17 protein-coding genes and 1 tRNA gene are annotated in these 16,860 nt (G+C 62.5%); 4 read left to right on the top strand and 14 right to left on the bottom strand.

The genetic code is table 11. The annotated features are described in order from the left end of the window. The first annotated feature begins 97 nt into the window (after positions 1-97). Positions 98-1,231, top strand: a complete 1,134-nt coding sequence (locus tag AB4Z19_RS23685; RefSeq protein ID WP_442028942.1) for a DUF3034 family protein — start codon at positions 98-100, stop codon at positions 1,229-1,231. Beyond that, positions 1,231-1,785, top strand: a complete 555-nt coding sequence (locus AB4Z19_RS23690) for a dihydrofolate reductase family protein (RefSeq protein WP_442028940.1) — start codon at positions 1,231-1,233, stop codon at positions 1,783-1,785. The genes AB4Z19_RS23685 and AB4Z19_RS23690 overlap by 1 nt, the downstream gene beginning before the upstream one ends. On the opposite strand, the gene AB4Z19_RS23695 is transcribed toward AB4Z19_RS23690, so the two are convergent. From AB4Z19_RS23695 to AB4Z19_RS23720, 6 genes are all read right to left on the bottom strand, one after another. Next, on the bottom strand, positions 1,764-3,089 hold the full coding sequence (locus AB4Z19_RS23695; protein ID WP_442028939.1) for a DUF4214 domain-containing protein: 1,326 nt from the start codon (positions 3,087-3,089) through the stop codon (positions 1,764-1,766). The two genes, AB4Z19_RS23690 and AB4Z19_RS23695, sit on opposite strands and share 22 nt — an antisense overlap. A 233-nt stretch (positions 3,090-3,322) precedes the next feature. Further along, positions 3,323-3,841, bottom strand: a complete 519-nt coding sequence (locus AB4Z19_RS23700; RefSeq protein ID WP_442036189.1) for a peroxiredoxin family protein — start codon at positions 3,839-3,841, stop codon at positions 3,323-3,325. 19 nt (positions 3,842-3,860) lie between these two features. Then, positions 3,861-4,496, bottom strand: coding sequence for a BON domain-containing protein (locus AB4Z19_RS23705; RefSeq protein WP_442027091.1), 636 nt, complete (start codon positions 4,494-4,496; stop codon positions 3,861-3,863). Next, a complete protein-coding gene (locus AB4Z19_RS23710) occupies positions 4,489-5,085 on the bottom strand; it encodes a phosphoheptose isomerase (RefSeq protein WP_442027090.1) in 597 nt (198 codons plus the stop codon). Before AB4Z19_RS23710 ends, AB4Z19_RS23705 begins: the two co-directional genes overlap by 8 nt. Positions 5,086-5,143: 58 nt before the next feature. Continuing rightward, on the bottom strand, positions 5,144-5,494 hold the full coding sequence (locus AB4Z19_RS23715; protein ID WP_442027088.1) for a YraN family protein: 351 nt from the start codon (positions 5,492-5,494) through the stop codon (positions 5,144-5,146). Then, positions 5,491-6,738, bottom strand: coding sequence for a penicillin-binding protein activator (locus tag AB4Z19_RS23720; RefSeq protein ID WP_442027087.1), 1,248 nt, complete (start codon positions 6,736-6,738; stop codon positions 5,491-5,493). Before AB4Z19_RS23720 ends, AB4Z19_RS23715 begins: the two co-directional genes overlap by 4 nt. A 31-nt stretch (positions 6,739-6,769) precedes the next feature. On the opposite strand from AB4Z19_RS23720, the gene rsmI reads away from it, so the two are divergent. Then, a complete protein-coding gene (gene rsmI / locus AB4Z19_RS23725) occupies positions 6,770-7,675 on the top strand; it encodes a 16S rRNA (cytidine(1402)-2'-O)-methyltransferase (RefSeq protein ID WP_442027086.1) in 906 nt (301 codons plus the stop codon). On the opposite strand, the gene AB4Z19_RS23730 is transcribed toward rsmI, so the two are convergent. Continuing rightward, positions 7,676-8,296, bottom strand: coding sequence for a hypothetical protein (locus tag AB4Z19_RS23730; protein WP_442027085.1), 621 nt, complete (start codon positions 8,294-8,296; stop codon positions 7,676-7,678). It lies immediately after the preceding gene. Positions 8,297-8,402: 106 nt separating this feature from the next. On the opposite strand from AB4Z19_RS23730, the gene AB4Z19_RS23735 reads away from it, so the two are divergent. Beyond that, a tRNA-Pro gene (locus AB4Z19_RS23735) sits at positions 8,403-8,479 on the top strand. A gap of 116 nt (positions 8,480-8,595) precedes the next feature. On the opposite strand, the gene AB4Z19_RS23740 is transcribed toward AB4Z19_RS23735, so the two are convergent. The 7 genes from AB4Z19_RS23740 to bioA are packed head-to-tail and all read right to left on the bottom strand — an operon-like array spanning position 8,596 to position 16,847. Then, positions 8,596-9,504, bottom strand: a complete 909-nt coding sequence (locus AB4Z19_RS23740; RefSeq protein WP_442027084.1) for a hydroxymethylglutaryl-CoA lyase — start codon at positions 9,502-9,504, stop codon at positions 8,596-8,598. A 2-nt stretch (positions 9,505-9,506) separates the two neighbouring features. Next, a complete protein-coding gene (locus tag AB4Z19_RS23745; RefSeq protein ID WP_442036191.1) occupies positions 9,507-10,439 on the bottom strand; it encodes a 2-hydroxyacid dehydrogenase in 933 nt (310 codons plus the stop codon). Positions 10,440-10,451: 12 nt separating this feature from the next. After that, positions 10,452-12,482, bottom strand: coding sequence for an acetyl/propionyl/methylcrotonyl-CoA carboxylase subunit alpha (locus AB4Z19_RS23750; RefSeq protein WP_442036193.1), 2,031 nt, complete (start codon positions 12,480-12,482; stop codon positions 10,452-10,454). A gap of 38 nt (positions 12,483-12,520) precedes the next feature. Then, a complete protein-coding gene (gene bioB, locus AB4Z19_RS23755) occupies positions 12,521-13,561 on the bottom strand; it encodes a biotin synthase BioB (RefSeq protein WP_442036195.1) in 1,041 nt (346 codons plus the stop codon). Positions 13,562-13,574: 13 nt separating this feature from the next. Next, complete coding sequence (gene bioD / locus AB4Z19_RS23760) at positions 13,575-14,333, bottom strand: dethiobiotin synthase (RefSeq protein WP_442026432.1); 759 nt, start codon at positions 14,331-14,333, stop codon at positions 13,575-13,577. A 1-nt stretch (position 14,334) separates the two neighbouring features. Then, a complete protein-coding gene (bioF, locus tag AB4Z19_RS23765) occupies positions 14,335-15,522 on the bottom strand; it encodes an 8-amino-7-oxononanoate synthase (RefSeq protein ID WP_442026434.1) in 1,188 nt (395 codons plus the stop codon). Then, positions 15,522-16,847 carry an adenosylmethionine--8-amino-7-oxononanoate transaminase gene (bioA, locus tag AB4Z19_RS23770; RefSeq protein ID WP_442026431.1) on the bottom strand — a complete coding sequence of 442 codons (1,326 nt, stop codon included), beginning with the start codon at positions 16,845-16,847 and terminating at the stop codon, positions 15,522-15,524. The genes bioF and bioA overlap by 1 nt, the downstream gene beginning before the upstream one ends. Positions 16,848-16,860: the final 13 nt, after the last annotated feature.

Below are 16,860 nucleotides of genomic sequence, written 5' to 3' on the forward strand. Positions count from 1 at the left end.
ATCTTTATCCATGGCGCAGACGGCGCCCTACCAGGACGACTCGGTCTACCGTGGCTTGGGCGGCAAGGAAGGCATCCACAATATCGTCGAGAATTTCATGGCCCTGGTGCTGGCCGATCCGCGCATCAAGGATAGTTTTTCCGACTCCGACATTCCCGAATTGAAGAAGCGTCTCGGCCAGCACTTCTGCGAATTTGCCGGTGGACCTTGCGTCCGCAAAAAAGAGAACCGAGACTTACATTCGATTCATGAGGACTTGAAGGTTAACGACTTCCAGTTCAACGCCTTGGCAGAGGATCTGCAAATCGCGATGGAACAGGCGCATGTACCGGCCAGCGTGTCCAACAAACTGATGGCCAAAATGGCGCCGGAGCGCGAGGAGATCGTCACCAGCCGCCGATCGGAAGAGCACATGTTCGAGATGGGCAAGCTGCTGGCTACTGGCGGCGTGTCGCAAGTGGAAGGCGCGGGCGGTGGCGGCATTGTGCCGTGGGCGCTGATTACCAGCTACGGCACGCGCGACAGCTGGGGCGCCAACGCGCACTACACCTACATCAAGACGCAGGACTATTCGCTGAAGACGTATGGCGTGGCGGTCGGCATTTTCGATCGTGTTGAACTTTCATTGGCGCAGCAGCAGTTCGAAGGCGACCTCGCGCCGCTCGATCAGTTGAGCATCAAGCAGGACATCTTCGGTGTCAAGGTCCGCGTGGCTGGCGACGCGCTCTACGAACAGGAATCCTGGTTGCCGCAGATTGCTGTGGGCGCGATGTACAAGAAGAACAAGGGCATTGATGGTCTGGGCGCGCTGGGTGTGAGCAGCGTGAAGCAGCTCGGTGCGAGCGACGACAAAGGCTATGACTATTACGTGTCGGCCACCAAGATCCTGCTTAAACAAAGCCTCCTGCTGAACGCCACGCTACGCTCGACGCGCGCTAATCAGATGGGCATTCTCGGCTTCGGCGGCGAGCTGCATTCCGGCCGCCGCATCGAGCCTGAAATCTCGGCGGCCTATCTGCTGACGCGCAAGCTGGCCGCCGGCGCTGAATGGCGCCGCAAGCCGCACAATCTCGGTGTGGACAATGAGAAGAATTACTATGACGTCTTTGTCGCCTGGTTCCCCAACCGGAATTTCTCGTTGACGGCGGCGTACGCCAATCTCGGCGACATCACCATTTTCAACCCCAAGAAGCAGGACGGCTTCTACATTTCCGCGCAAGTTGGCTTTTGATGAAAACCCAATACTATTCCGCAGCAAGCCTGGACGGCTACATCGCTACCCAAGACGATTCCCTGGAGTGGTTGTTCTCGCTCGGGCATGTCAGCGAATCCAGTTATCCCGAATTCATCGCCGAGGTAGGCGCCATCGCGATGGGCTCGACCACCTACGAATGGATACTGCGGAATGGTGACGAAGTCGCGAAAGAAACCGGTTCGCCCTGGCCCTACTCCCAGCCCGTGTGGGTCTTCACCAGCCGCGAACTCGCGCCGGTGACCGGCGCAGACATCCGCTTCGTGCGCGGCGACGTGCGCCCCATCCACGCCGACATGGCGCGCGCCGCGGACGGCAAGAACATCTGGATCGCCGGCGGCGGTGACCTCGCCGGCCAGTTCTATGACGCCGGCCTGCTGAATGAACTCATCATCCAGGTGGGCTCCATCACGCTCGGCGAAGGCAAGCCGCTCCTGCCGCGCCGCATGGAGCGCCCGATGCAGCTGACCTCCGTAACGCAATACGGCGCAGGCTTCGCCGAGCTGCGATATCAGATCGTGTATGGCGTGTAAGTAAAGCCGTTGCCGATGGTGCCGATCAGCGCCGCCTGATTTTCCGGGCTCTCGCCGAAGAAGGCCAGCACCTTGGCTTGTGTGCCGCCGCCGGTCGTCAGGTAGTCCATCCAGAATTTCACACCGTCGGCCTCGCCCGCGCGATGCAGAACGTTGTGGTACAGCTTATCCACGAAGTCTGCATTGCTTGGGTTGGTGCCGTACAGTGTTTTGAATTCCGGGCTGGCCATGAACTGCTGGGCGGCGTCGTTCAGCGACATGCCTTTGTCCATGTAGGCAATCCAGAATCCGAGACCGCCAGAATCCGGTGCACGGTTGAAGGCCGCCTGGTACAGACGGTAGGCTTGTCCACCGACGCCGCCGATGTCCAAGGCAACGGTCGCATCGCTGAACTGCACGCGCTCGACGTTGGTGAGAATGTCATTGAGGCCGCTCGCATTGGCATGCACGGTGTAGGTACCGGCTGACTGCGTCACCGTATAGGCGGAACGGGCGCCACCGAGAATCACGGTATCGATGCCGTCGCCACCAGTAATCTGGTGGCCGTCATCGATGAGCGAGATGCGGTCATTGCCGCTGCCGGCATCCACCGACAGCCCACCGCTGCCGCCGCGCACCAACACGTTGTCATTGCCGGCACCCGACGCGATCACCCAGGGCGTTGGCAGCTGCGCGGGCAGCGTGATGTTGAACGTGTCGTCGCCGCTCCAGTTGCCGCCGTTGGCCAGCAATTGCTTATCGAAGGAGGTCGCCGAGTTAACCTCGATGGAGGCGCCGCTGACCGCAACGGCGCTGCCATCGGTGTACTGCTGCGAATAACCGTTCATCACACCGGACACCGCAGTTGCGCTCAGGCCTTTTCCAATGGATTCGGCATTCCCGGAGATGTCGAATGTGCCCGTGACGCTGCCGTTCTTGAGGAATTTGTCGGCATGGGCGGTCATGCTCGTGACGGTGCCGGAGAAATCGCCGTAAATATTTTCCGAGATATTGCCGAAGAACTGCAGCCCCTGGTTGCCGATATCGACTGGATAGAGACGATTGGACGGTAACAGCAGGGAGTCGATGCTGGCGCTGGTGATAGTGCCGCCGGTAGGCTGCAGGCTTGCCGTACCATTGCTGGAGAGACTGTAGTTGTAGGTGAGGTGGCCGTTGAGGGTCGTCCTGAAATTGGCAGGCCAGTAATCGGTCACCGTGGCCGCGTAGGCCGTGCCGCTCATCGCATTAGGATCGGCAAACACCACGCCCGAGTAATCCACATATGCGCCGTCTAAATAGGCCAGGTGGGCCGAGTTAAGCGACACGTTGACGCTGGAAGTGGCAATGTGCGCCGCCGTGAAGCTCTGAGCCAGCTAGCTGATGGAATCAAAGACTTCCGAGGTGGTGTAGCCCTGGAAGCCTATATTTTCCTTCTCGGCGATATTAAGAGCGGACTGAGTGAAGCTGATATTGACGTTGGCCACGCTAACCCCTTTTTTGGCAAGTCGAAGTTAATTTTTCGACAATTTTGCCATATAAGGCTGAGCTGCGTATCGCCTCAGCCTTGCAGGGTCTTTTCCAGCAGCTTGTGGAGTTCGGCGAATTCGGGCTTGCCGACGTAGCGCTTGATGATACGGCCTTGCTGGTCGATGACGAAGGTGGTGGGCGTCATGTTGACGTCGCCGTAGGCCTTGGCGGCTTCGCCGGTAACGTCCAGCGCGACCTTGAAGGGCAGCTGGCGGGTTTCGGTGAAGTTCACCACGTAGTTGGGCGCGTCGTACTTCATGGCCACGGCCACGAACTCCAGGCCCTTGGACTTGTACTTGTTGTACGTGTCGACCATTTCCGGCATCTCGCCCACGCAGGTGGTGCAGGACGTTGCCCAGAAATTAACCATGACAACCTTGCCACGCAGGCTGGCCGGCGTGATGCGTTCACCCTTGATGCCGACAAAAGTCACGTCCGGCGCCGGGGTGTGGTTGTTCAGGGATGCGTAAGCAGCAAAACCAATCCCGGCGATGACAGCAGCTGCAATCGCCGGCTTGATCCATGCTTTGGAAGAAGTATTGGTACTCATGCCGACGATTATAAACCGCTTAGCCCTGGGTCCGCTGGCCGCTGGCCTGAGCAGGCTGGTATTGCTTCCACTCGTCTTCGGTGATGTACTCGTACACCTTCACCACTTTGTACACGCCGCTCACGCCGCGTGCGATTTCGGCAGCCTGCGTGCCTTCGCGCTGGGTCACGCGGCCCATCAGGTAGACGTTACCGTGCTCGGTAATGACCTTGAAGGAGTTGGCCGAAATATCCTTGGCGTCCACCAGGCTGGCCTTCACCTTGGTGGTGATCAGCACGTCGTTGGAACGGGAGGTGTAGCTGGCGGGGCCGGCGATCTCCAGTTCGTTCACCACCGACAGCACGCCTTCAATGCCCTTCACTTCGCTTTCAACCGCGGCCTTCATGGCTTCGTCGCGGACTTCGCCGGTCAGCAGCACTTTGCGGTTGAACGCATTCACGTTCACGTGGCCGGCGTCGCCGGTCACATTAGGGATTTTCACCTCGGCTTTCACAACGATGGCCTTGTCCTCGGTCTGCGCGCCGAAGGTGCGGCGGTCGGCTGCAGCCAGGGTGCCGGATGCAGTACCGGCCACAACCAGCGGGAAACAAGCAGTCAGGCTACTCGCCAGCGTGGCAGCCAGGGCGGCTACCATCAGGGGGCGGGCTTTACTCATTCACATCTCCTCCGAACAGGGCGACGTCGATACCGTCGCAAATGCAATGGATGGTCACCAGGTGGACTTCCTGGATGCGGGCGGTACGTTCAGCCGGTACGCAGATATGCACGTCGGCGTCGGTCAGCATCTTGCCGATAGCGCCGCCGCCTTTGCCGGTCAGCGCCACCACGCGCATTTCGCGCTCCAGCGCTGCCTCGATGGCGGCCATCACGTTGGCCGAATTGCCGGACGTGGAAATCGCCAGCAGCACGTCGCCAGCCTGGCCGAATGCCTGCACCTGCTTCGAGAAGATCTCGCGGTAGCTGTAGTCATTGGCAACAGCGGTCAGGATCGACGAGTCGGTCGTCAGGGCAATCGCCGGCAGCGGGAAGCGTTCGCGTTCGAAGCGGCCCACCAGTTCCGCAGCAAAGTGCTGGGAATCCGCCGCGGAACCGCCATTGCCGCAGGCGAGAATCTTGTTGCCGTTGGAGAGAGCGGAGAACATTAGCTCAATCGCCTGCGCGATCGGCTGCGCGAGGACGGTGGCGGACTGGATCTTGGTTTCGGCACTTTCGTGGAAGTGCTGGAGGATGCGTTGATTAGTCATAGTGTGCGTAATTATAGTGCAGCTGCCCACGGGCCCGGACAAGCGCTGTTAAAAATGCTTACATTATTTCAAGCACGTTACGCAGCCAGCGTAACTGGCCGTTGTCGATGGCGATCAGGTCGAAGCGGCAAGGCGGCAGTTGATGATACCGCAGCAGGTAGAACTGGGCGGCCCGCAGCAGCCGTTTTTGTTTGGCGGGCGTCACGCTCCAGAGCGCGCCGCCGAAGCGCGTGGTGCCGCGCCGGCGCACTTCCACGAACACCAGGCCGGGGCCGTCGCGCATGATCAGATCCAGCTCACCGGCCTTGCAGAGGAAATTGCGTTCGACCAGAGTGAGTCCTTGTGCCTGCAGATAGGCCAGCGCTTCATCTTCGCTGAGCAGGCCCTTGATCTGCTGCGGCGTGCTCACTGGATCAGGGGAGTGGGAACGCCATTCTTGTACACCGCGGGCTGCTCGGTGCGTTCGAAATAAGATGGGCCCTGGCCGAAGTCGACCGTCAGCTGCCCCGTCACGCCATCGAGGCGGAAGCGGGTGCCCGGATGCAGGGCGATTTCGCGGGCGACGCGGAAGGCGTCCACGCCAAGCGCGTACAGGCGCTCCATGTCCGCGTTCATGGCCTGCTCCGGCTGTGGGTAAATCATCACCGCAGGATGATCGCGCTGCACCAGCCATGGCAGGTCCAGCAGCCGCACGCCATCCAGTTCGGGGCCGGGCTGCCAGCGCCCACGGCCGGGATTCAGGGCGGACGAGCCATACAGGGGGATGTCGCTCAACGGCGGGGCCGACAGCGAGGCGCGCAGCTGGCGGACCTGGTCGACATCCATCGCGGCAAACAGCACATCAACCGGATCGCTTTGCAGCTGGGCGCGCAGCGCCACCAGTTCAGGATCGCTGAGATAGCCGCTGCTGGCGCTGAGTTCCAGGATGCGTACCGGCGCGCCAATGCGCTGCCACTGCGCGGCAAAGGCGTTGGCGCTGCGCTTCTGCCATGCCGAACCGGCCGACAGCACCAGCGCGCGGCCGCTTGGATGATCTTGCGCGGCCCAGTCGGCGATCTGCTTTGCCTCGTCTTCAATCGAGAGCCCAATCGTCAGCATCTGCGGCGGCAGCTGCATCTCGGCGCGGCCTTCGGGATGGTTCAGGGCGATGGTCGGCCTGGAAACCAGCGGGCTGGTGGCCACGGCGGTGACGGCCGAGCGGGCCAGCGGGCCGACGATGATGTCCTGCTGTTGCTGGGCCGTCGCGTAGGCGGACAGCACGTCCTGCGCCGGCTCGCCCGTTTCGACGACGGTCACGGCGAAGCCGGTCTTGTCGCGTTCATAAGCAGCCATGAAGCCGGCGCGCACGGCATCCGCCGCGCGGCCCAGCGCTTCGGAGCGCAGCGGCAGCATCAGGCCGATGCGGACGTCGCCCCGGTCTGAAGGCGCGGCTTCGGGCGCGGCGCCCATTGCACCAGGCATGGGGACGGCGTAAGTTTGTACTTCGGCAGCCGGTTCGGCGGGCTTTTCCGGCATGCGCTCGGCCAGGCGCGCAGGCTTCGGAGGTGGTGGCGCACTTGTCAGCGTCTCAACAGGCGCGCACAATGCCCCTGGCGAATTACAAGGCGTGCTGCAGCCAGAAACCACGATGGCGGCCGCGATGAGTAATGCCATTCTTATCTTTTTTGCCAGCATCCTACCCCCAATGACAGTTCACGATTCCAGCCCGCTGTCCGCCCTGCCCGTCCTCGGCGAGACCGCGCACCAGACCTATCCTACGGCAACATTGTATGTAGTGGCTACGCCTATCGGCAATGTTACTGACATTAGTCTCCGGGCGCTGCACGTGCTGACCATCGTGGACGCTATCGCTTGCGAAGACACCCGCAACACGGCCCAGCTGATGAACCGGTTCGGCATTTCCAAGCCACTGGTGGCGGCGCATATGCACAACGAACGCGAGGCGGCCGAGGCGCTGGTGGCGCGGCTGCAGGCGGGTGAGCGCATTGCGCTGGTGTCGGACGCGGGCACGCCGGCCGTGTCCGATCCCGGTGCGCGCATTGTGGACGCGGTGCGCGCGGCAGGTCTGCGCGTGGTGCCGCTGCCGGGCGCCTCGGCGGCTGTGGCGGCGCTGTCGGCCAGTGGGCTGGTGAACGACCAGTTCCATTTCGTCGGCTTCCTGCCATCCAAGGCCAAGCAGCGCGAGAGCTATCTGCAGGGCTTGCAGGGCGTGACCGCGACCATGGTGTTCTATGAAGCGCCGCACCGCATCGTCGAGTGCGCGCAGGCGCTGGCGTCGGTGTTTGAGCCTTCGCGCCAGGTCGTGTTTGCACGCGAGCTGACCAAGCTGTTTGAAGAAATCCACCGTTGCCCGCTGTCCGAAGCCGAGGCGTGGCTGAAGGGGGATTCGCATCGCGAGAAAGGCGAGTTCGTGGTGCTGCTGGACGGTGCGCCTGAAGCCGCTGAGGCGGGCGATGCGGAAGCTGAGCGTGTGTTGCGCATCCTGCTGGCCGAGTGCTCGGTCAAGCAGGCGGCCTCGCTGGCGGCCCAGATCACGGGACAGAAGAAGAACGCGCTGTACGAGCGCGCACTCCAGCTCAAGGACGAGTAATCACCATTTGCAGCCGCTGTCCTTCTTCTCCATCATCAGGTACAGCGGCGCCAGCAGGCCACCGGGCAGGCCATCCTTGCAGTCCGGCCGGCCGGAATCCTTGATATCCCGCGCCAGTTTCTGCTCCTTCGTTTCGCGGTAGCGTTTGACACGGTTGACCTGCGCATTGGGCGCGTCGGACTTCGGCTCGTCCAGCGAAGCAGCGATATTGCGCGCCGCAGCCTTGGCGGCTTCCGGATCGAAGCGCGGCGTTTCCGGCACCGGTTCGGCCGGACGCGGCTCGCGCACCAGGTCCGGCGCAGCATTCGGCGCCGGCTGCACGTAGATCGCCTCCGGCGGCTTGCGCGGTGGCGGCGGCGCCTTCTTCGGCGCCTCGGCCGCCCGCTCACGCTTGCGTTCCGGCTGGGGGACAGGCTCCGGTTCCGGCGCAGGCTTGGCCACTGGCTCGGGAGGCGGCGGCAAAAGCCGGATCGTCACTTCGGTCGACCAGCGCCGTATATCCGGCGCCACGACAGGCGTAGGCGGACGCAGCACGGTCAACACCAGAGCGTGCAGTACGATAGAAACGGCTATCCCGACGGCAAATCGCCGCCTCGGGGCGGTAATAGCGAGGGTCGGCATGGTGCCGATCCTCTCACATTGTTAGAATTGCACCAAGCGCTTTTTACATCTTCCCGAATTTAGACACTTGACGGATGAGCTGGGGGTAGGTATTATCTTGCTTCTTCGGAGTGTAGCGCAGCCCGGTAGCGCATCTGCTTTGGGAGCAGAGGGTCCAAGGTTCGAATCCTTGTACTCCGACCAAGATTCAAGAAAAACCCCAGGAGTTTCGGCTCCTGGGGTTTTTTCTTTTTAAAACCCGAAAGCAAAAAGCTAGTGGCAGCCACATCGTGGCTGCCACTTGGCTTGCGCCTTGGGTTTTAGCCGACGCGCTTGGCGGCGATAGCGTTGCCGGCGCGGCTGGCGCTCTTGCGGTTCAGGAAATTCGAAATGAAGATTCCCGCATCGACAACCTTGTCGAGGTCCACGCCGGTTTCAATCCCCAGGCCGTTCAGCATGTAAATCACATCCTCCGTCGCCACATTGCCGGTCGCGCCCTTGGCATACGGGCAGCCGCCCAAGCCCGACACGGACGAGTGGAAAATCGAAATCCCCAGCTCCATCGACGCATAGATATTCGCCAGCGCCTGGCCGTAGGTATCGTGGAAGTGTCCCGATAAGCCATCCAGGCGGAATGCGCGAATCGCCGTCTCCATTACCGCCTGTGTCTTGCGCGGTGTCGACACACCGATGGTGTCGGCAATATCGATTTCATCGCAGCCCAGATCGCGCATGCGGCTCACCACGAAGGCCACCGACTCCAGCGGCACCTCGCCCTGGTATGGGCAGCCAAACGCCGTGCTGACGGAAGCGCGCAGGCGCAGCTTGTGTTCCTTGGCCGCCTTGGCGACCGGCACAAAGCGCTCAATCGATTCCGCGATCGAGCAATTGATATTCTTTTGCGAGAAAGCCTCGGACGCCGCGCCGAAAATCACCACTTCATCCGCGCCGGCAGCCAGTGCCGCCTCGAAGCCCTGCATGTTCGGCGTCAGCGCCGAATAGATCACGCCGGGTTTGCGGGTGATCGCCGCCATCACCTCTTTCGACGTCGCCATCTGCGGCACCCATTTGGGCGACACGAAGGAAGCTGCCTCGATATTCGGGAAGCCCGCATTGGTCAGGCGGTTCACCAGCTCGATCTTCACATCGGCCGGCACATCGCCCTTCTCGTTCTGCAGCCCGTCGCGCGGACCGACTTCAACAATCTTGACCTTCTTCGGCAAACTCATAATCAGTATCCATGCAAACGGTTGATGACATCGGCGATCGGTTCGCCGTTTTCCAGCTGGCGGATCTTGCCCGCGATCTGCTGCACGCTTTCGCGGCGCAGCGTCAGCGCGGCGATGTGCGGCGTGATCGTGATGCGCTGCTCTTCCCAGAACGGATGCGGCGCCGGCAGCGGCTCGTTGCGGAACACGTCCAGCGTGGCGCCCGCGATATGGCCGGACTTGATCAGATTTAGCAAATCCGGCTCGTTCACGTGAGCTCCCCGCGCCACATTAATGATGTAGGCGCCTTCCGGCAGTTTCAACATATTGGAGCGGTTGAGGATATTGCTGGTTTCCGGCGTCAGCGGCAGCATGCAGACCACGACGTTGGAGCCGCGCAGGAAAGTATCCAGGCCATCGGGACCATCGAAGCACTGCACGCCTTCGACGCGCTTCTCAGTACGGCTCCAGCCTCGTACTGGAAAACCGAACTCCTTCACGGCATGGATCACGCGCATGCCCAGCACGCCCATGCCCAGCACACCGACCGCAAAGTCTTCCTTGTGATGCTGCGGCAGCTGCAGCCAGGTGCCGTGACGCGCCTGTAGTTCGTATTCGTCGAAGCGGCGGAAGTGGCGCAGCACAGCATGCGTCACATACTCGGCCATCTGCACGCCCATGCCCGCATCGCTGAGACGAACGATGGGAATGTCGTGCGAAATCTCGTGTTCGAACTTGAGGATGGCGTCGGCCCCGGCGCCGGTGAGGAAGATCGCCTTCACCTCCGCCAGTTCACGCAGCATCGCCTCGGGCGGCGACCACACCACGGCGTAGTCGCAGGGCGGCAATTTCGCGCCCTCTTGCCACACCACGACCTCCGCCTCCGGCAGATGACGGGCGAAGTCCTTGATCCAGGGCTCGGTTTTCCCGTCAGCCCTGTGCAGCAGAATGCGCATGGTGTCTCCTCCTTACGCAGCAGCCTTGAATGCCAGCAGAGGTGCACCGTCGGCGACCTGGTCGCCCACCGCATACAGCACTTCCTCTACCACGCCATCATGCGGCGCCGAGATGGTATGTTCCATCTTCATCGCTTCCATGATGACGAGCGCATCACCTTTCTTCACTTCCTGTCCGTTCCTGGCCAGTACCGCAACGACCTTGCCTGGCATTGGTGCGGTCAGGCGTCCTCCCTCTGCTTCCGATTCGCCGGCGTGGGCCATCGGATCGTTATAGTTCAGAACGAAGTGGCCGCCGCCGGTGAAGACGTGGAATACATCGCCATCGCGGCGCACCGTGCCTTGCACGGAAGTGTCGCCCAGCTTGATGCTGAAATCAACGCCATTCTGCGATTGCAGGGACAGATCGACCTCGATGCCTTTGATATCAAACTGCCAGCCATGCGGCAGGTAAGTCAGCATCGGCTCGTAGGTTTTACCATGCTCGTCGCTGAAAGCCAGCTTGCGTGCATAGTGGAAGTTCATGCGCCAGCCCAGCGCCTGACCCCACGGATCGCCTTTGTTGGCGCCGGATTGGGCTGCGGATTTGTCCTTCTCTTCTTCGATCAGCGAGACGGCGGCCAGTGCCACGGCGGCCACCGGGACCGAGCGGGCCGGCGGGAACAGGGCGTCGTGGTTACGTTCGATCAGGCCGGTGTCCAGGTCCGCGTTGGAGAACGCATCGCCTTCGACCAGTCGTTTGAGGAAAGCGATATTGGATGCAAGGCCAACGATCTGGTACTGGGCCAGCGCTTGCGCCATGCGAGCCAGCGCCTGCTTGCGGTCCGCGCCCCAGACGATCAGCTTTGCGATCATCGGATCATAGAACGGCGAAATCGCATCGCCTTCGCGCACGCCGGAATCGACGCGCACGGCGGCCGGATGGCCGGGCACGCCGCCCAGTTCAAAGTTGACCGAATCAGGAGTTTCCAGATGGCGCAGCGTGCCGATGGACGGCAGGAAGCCCTTCTCCGGGTTCTCAGCATAGATACGTGCTTCGATGGAGTGGCCATTGATGGTCAGCTCGTCCTGCTTCTTCGGCAGCATCTCGCCGGCGGCAACGCGCAGCTGCCATTCGACGAGGTCGGTGCCGGTGATCATTTCCGTCACAGGGTGTTCAACCTGCAGACGGGTGTTCATCTCCATGAAGTAGAAGCTGCCGTCCTGGTTGGCGATGAATTCCACCGTACCCGCGCCGACATAGCCCACGGCCTTCGCGGCCGCCACGGCGGCTTCGCCCATCGCGGCACGGCGCTCTGCGCTCATGCCCGGCGCCGGCGCTTCTTCCAGCACTTTCTGGTGACGGCGCTGCACGGAGCAGTCACGCTCGAACAGATAGATGCAGTTACCGTGCGTGTCCGCAAACACCTGGATCTCGATGTGACGAGGGCGCTGCAGGTACTTCTCCGCCAGCACCTTGTCGTCGCCGAAAGAGCTGATCGCTTCGCGCTTGCAGGAGGCCAGTGCATCGGCAAATGCCGCCGAGCTTTCCACCACGCGCATGCCCTTGCCGCCGCCGCCGGCGGAAGCTTTCAGCAGCACCGGATAACCGATGCGGTCAGCTTCGCCCTGCAGGAAGGCGGCATCCTGATTGTCACCGTGATAGCCCGGCACCAGCGGCACATTGGCCTTTTCCATCAGCTGCTTGGCAGCGGACTTGGAACCCATGGCGCGCATTGCCGAAGCTGGCGGACCAATGAATACAAGGCCCGCTTCCGCGCAGGCATCCGCGAACTCGGCGTTCTCGGACAGGAAGCCGTAGCCGGGGTGGATCGCTTCCGCGCCAGTCGCCAGCGCAACGGCGATCAGTTTGTCGCCGCAGAGATAGGACTCTTTGGCTGGCGCTGGGCCGATGTTCACCGCTTCGTCGCACACGGCGACGTGCTTGGCATTCGCGTCCGCTTCCGAATACACGGCCACGGTCTTGATGCCCAGGCGGCGGGCGGTTGCGGCGACGCGGCAGGCGATTTCACCACGGTTGGCGATCAGGATTTTCTTGAACATGGGCCTCTCTCTATTCTCTTTTTATGTGTTGGTCGCGCTTAGCAGCCGCAGGCTTCTTTTTGCACGGAGTCCAGCGTGGTGGCGCGGGTCTTCAAGCCCAGCTTTGCCAGCAGTGCGCGATCGTCGTTCGCTTCAGGATTATCGGTGGTCAGCAGCTTGTCGCCGTAGAAGATCGAGTTCGCGCCAGCCATGAAGCACATCGCCTGCACCGCTTCGCCCAGCTCGCGGCGGCCGGCGGACAGACGCACACGCGCCTTCGGCATCGTGATACGGGCCACGGCGATGGTGCGCACGAATTCCAGCGGGTCCAGCTTGTCCAGGCCATACAGCGGCGTGCCTTCGACCTGCACCAGGTGGTTGATCGGCACCGATTCCGGGTAAGGATTCAGGTTCGCCAGCTGGGCGATCAGGCCCGCGCGCAACTCGCGCGTTTCGCCCATGCCCACGATGCCGCCGCAGCAGACTTTCAGGCCCGCGTTGCGCACGTGGCCCAGCGTGTCCAGGCGGTCCTGATACTCGCGGGTGGAGATGATGTTGTCGTAGAACTCTGGCGCGGTGTCCAGATTGTGGTTGTAGTAGTCCAGGCCCGCATCCTTCAGGCGCTGCGCCTGCTCGGCTTCCAGCATGCCCAGGGTGGCGCAGGTTTCCAGACCCAGTGCCTTCACTTCGCGCACCATGGTCTCGACCTTTTCCATGTCGCGGTCTTTCGGGCTGCGCCATGCAGCGCCCATGCAGAAACGGGTCGCGCCGTTGTCCTTGGCTTGCCTGGCGGCGTCGAGGACGGTGTCCAGGTCCAGGATCTTCTTGGCTTCCACGCCGGTGTCGTAGCGCGCGGCTTGCGGGCAGTAGCCGCAGTCTTCTTCGCAGCCGCCGGTCTTGATGGAGAGCAGGGTTGCCAGTTCAACGTCGCTGTCCGGCCAGTAGGCGCGGTGCACTTCCTGGGCGCGGAACATCAGCTCGTGGAAGGGCAGTTCGTAGAGCGCCATTACCTCAGCCAGTGGCCAGGTCGCGTCTTGCGCCAGTTTGATCGGCGCGGTTGGACGGTGCAGTTCGACGGTCTTTGGTTCTTGCAGGGACATCGTGTTTCCTCTCTTATTTACGGCGAACCGGCCAGTTGGGCAGGCTCGTAAAGTCCAGATATTCGGCAGCGGCGGAAGCAGTCGCTTTGGCCAGGCGCGGTACGCGCCCCAGCAGCGGCGCTGGAATGCGCGCTTCGAGTGCGGCGATATTCTCGTCCGCGAAATTAAATTCCAGGTCCAGCGTGTTGGCCACCCAGCCCACCAGCTTCAAACCGCGCGCCAGGATGGCTTCCACGGTCAGCAGCGCGTGGTTGATGCAGCCGAGGCGCATGCCCACCACCAGCACCACGGGCAGTGCGAGCTGCTGGGCCATGTCGGCCGTGTCGTATTCGTCAGTCAGCGGCACGCGGAAGCCGCCCACGCCTTCCACCACAGTGGCGTCGGTGAGTGCGGCGATTTCCAGATAGGCGGCCAGAATCGGCACCGGGTCGATCTTGCGGCCTTCCAGCTCGGCAGCGATGTGCGGTGCCGCCGGCTCGCGCAGCATGAACGGTGTGGTCAGTTCCTGCGGCAGCGAGACATTGCCCGCCTCCGCCAGCTGGTCCGCATCGTCATTATGCAGACGGCCATTCTTCATCACGGCGCCCGCCGCAACAGGCTTCATGCCGCAGGTGCGCACGCCGCTACGGCTCAGCGCATACAGCATGGCGGACGAAGTCAGGGTCTTGCCGATTTCGGTATCGGTGCCTGCAACGAAGCAGGCGAAACGCGGCGGTACGCCGTCGGCAGCCGCCGCGGCTTCAGGAGCGATGACAGGATCTTCCAACGCCATCTCAGGACCTCCTTTCTAATGCATTTAGTGCTTCCACCAGCTGGGCCACGTCCTGCGCCGTATGCGCTGCGGACAGGGTGACGCGCAGGCGCGCCGTCCCAACCGGCACCGTCGGCGGACGAATGCCGCCAACCCAGATGCCCTGCTCCCACAAAGCAGCCGAAGCGCGCATGGCGGCATCGTTCTCGCCGATCACGATGGCTTGCACCGCCGTGATGGACGGAATGCGCTGCCATTTTTCCAGGCGCAGTCCGTCGTCCAGCTGAGCGATCAGGGCATTCAGATGGGCGCGGCGTTCGCGGCCCTCCGAACCCGCAATGATATCAAGGCTTGCCAGCAAGGCGTGCGCCAGTGCGGGCGGCGCGGCCGTGGTGAAAATGTAGGGGCGGGCGCGCTGGATCAGGGTTTCGATCACGGTCTTGTGCGCCGCTACGAAAGCGCCGCCGACACCCGCGGCCTTGCCGAGCGTGCCGACATAGACGAGGTAAGGCGACTTCAGGTTGAAGTGTTCCAGTGCGCCGCGGCCATTGGCGCCGAGCGCGCCGAAGCCGTGGGCATCGTCGACGATCAGCCAGGCCTTGTGCCGTTCGCAGAGTGCCAACAGTTGCGGCAGTGGTGCCAGGTCGCCGTCCATGCTGAACAGGCTGTCCGTCACCACGATCTTGTTGGAAGCGGTGCTTTCGGCCAGCATGGTGTCCAGCGCCGCCACGTCGGCGTGCGGATAGACCTTCAGCGTGGTGCGCGACAGGCGGCCGCCATCGATCAGCGAAGCGTGGTTGAGCGATTCGCTGAAAACCTCCGTGTTCTTGTCGCCCACCGCCAGGCCGGTGATGACGCCGAGATTGGCCATATAGCCGGTGCAGAAGTACAGCGCGCGCGCATCGGCCAGGTGCGGCGAGACGAATTCCGCCAGGCGTTCTTCCAGATCGGCGTGTGCGCGGCTGTGGCCACTGATCAGGTGCGAAGCGCCACTGCCGGCGCCGTACAGCTCCACGCCTTCGCGCAGGGCCGCCGTCACGCGCGGGTGCGCAGCGAGACCGAGGTAGTCGTTGCTGCAGAAGGCCAGCATGTCGCGGCCATCGACGGTCAGGCGCGGCGCGCACGGCGTTTCGACTGAACGGCGCTTGCGGATCTGATGCTTGTCCTGCAGCAGCTGCAGGTGAGATTCGAGTTTGTCCAGCAGTTCCATCACGCGATCACCTTTTCAAACACGGCTTGCGTGCGTTCTGCGAGCCCGCTGATTTCCTCGTCGCTGAGGATGTAAGGCGGCATCAGATAAACGGTGGAACCGATGGGGCGCAGCAGCAGCTCATTGCGCGTGGCTTCGGTGAAGAAGCGGCGCGAAAAGTCCGGTCCAGCGTCGATGGCGTCGAAGGCCCAGATCATGCCGCGGTTGCGGAAGTTCTTCGTGCGTTCGTGATTCGCCAGCGGCGCCAGGGCTTCGGTCAGCTTGCGCGAGCGGGCCTGGTTCGCTTCCAGCACATGGTCTTCCTGGAAGATGTCCAGCGTGGCCAATGCAGCACGGCAGGCCAGCGGATTGCCGGTATAGGAATGCGAATGCAGGAAGCCGCGCGTCACGTCGGCGCTGTAGAAAGCCTGATAAATCTCTTCGCGCGACAGCACGATGGACAGCGGCAGGTAGCCGCCGCTGATGCCCTTGGACAGAGTCAGGAAGTCCGGCCACACGTCCGCCTGCTCGCAGGCGAAGAAGGTGCCGGTGCGGCCGCAGCCGACGGCGATTTCGTCGAAGATCAGGTGCACGCCGTGCTTGTCGCACAACTCGCGCACCAGCTTCAGGTAAAGCGGATCGTGCATCGCCATGCCGGTAGCGCATTGCACCAGCGGCTCGATGATGACGGCGGCAATCTTGCCGGCGCGTTCGGTGAACACGCGCTCCACATCTGCGGCGGCGCGGCGTGCAACGTCGGCGGCCGTTTCGCCTTCAGCAGCCTGACGCGCATCCGGCGACATCACGGTCTGCGCGGCGCGCAGCAGCGGGCCGTAGGCGTCCTTGAACAGCGCGACATCGGTCACGGCCAGCGCGCCGATCGTCTCGCCGTGGTAGCTGCCTTTGAGGCAAACGAATTCCTGCTTGTCGCCATGGCCGCTGTTGCGCCAGGCGTGGAAGCTCATTTTCAGCGCGATTTCGACGGCGGATGCGCCGTCCGATGCGTAGAACGCGTGGCCCAGCTGATGCTGCGTGAGCGCGGACAGGCGCTCGGACAACTGGATCACCGGCTCGTGCGTGAAGCCCGCCAGCATGGCGTGTTCCAGCATGTCCAGTTGTTCGCGCAGGGCTGCGTTGATGCGCGGATTGGCGTGGCCGAACAGGTTCACCCACCAGGAGCTGATCGCGTCCAGGTAGCGGTTGCCTTCATGGTCGTAGAGCCACACGCCGCGGCCGTGGCTGACCGGGATCAGCGGCACGGTTTCGTGGTGCTGCATCTGGGTGCACGGGTGCCATACACTGCGCAGGCTTCGTGCGACCCAGTCGCTTGATTGATTTGTATCCAACACTACTCCTATT

Origin of the sequence: Pseudoduganella sp. RAF19 (assembly GCF_052114165.1) — a bacterium.
Lineage (GTDB): Bacteria > Pseudomonadota > Gammaproteobacteria > Burkholderiales > Burkholderiaceae_D > Rugamonas.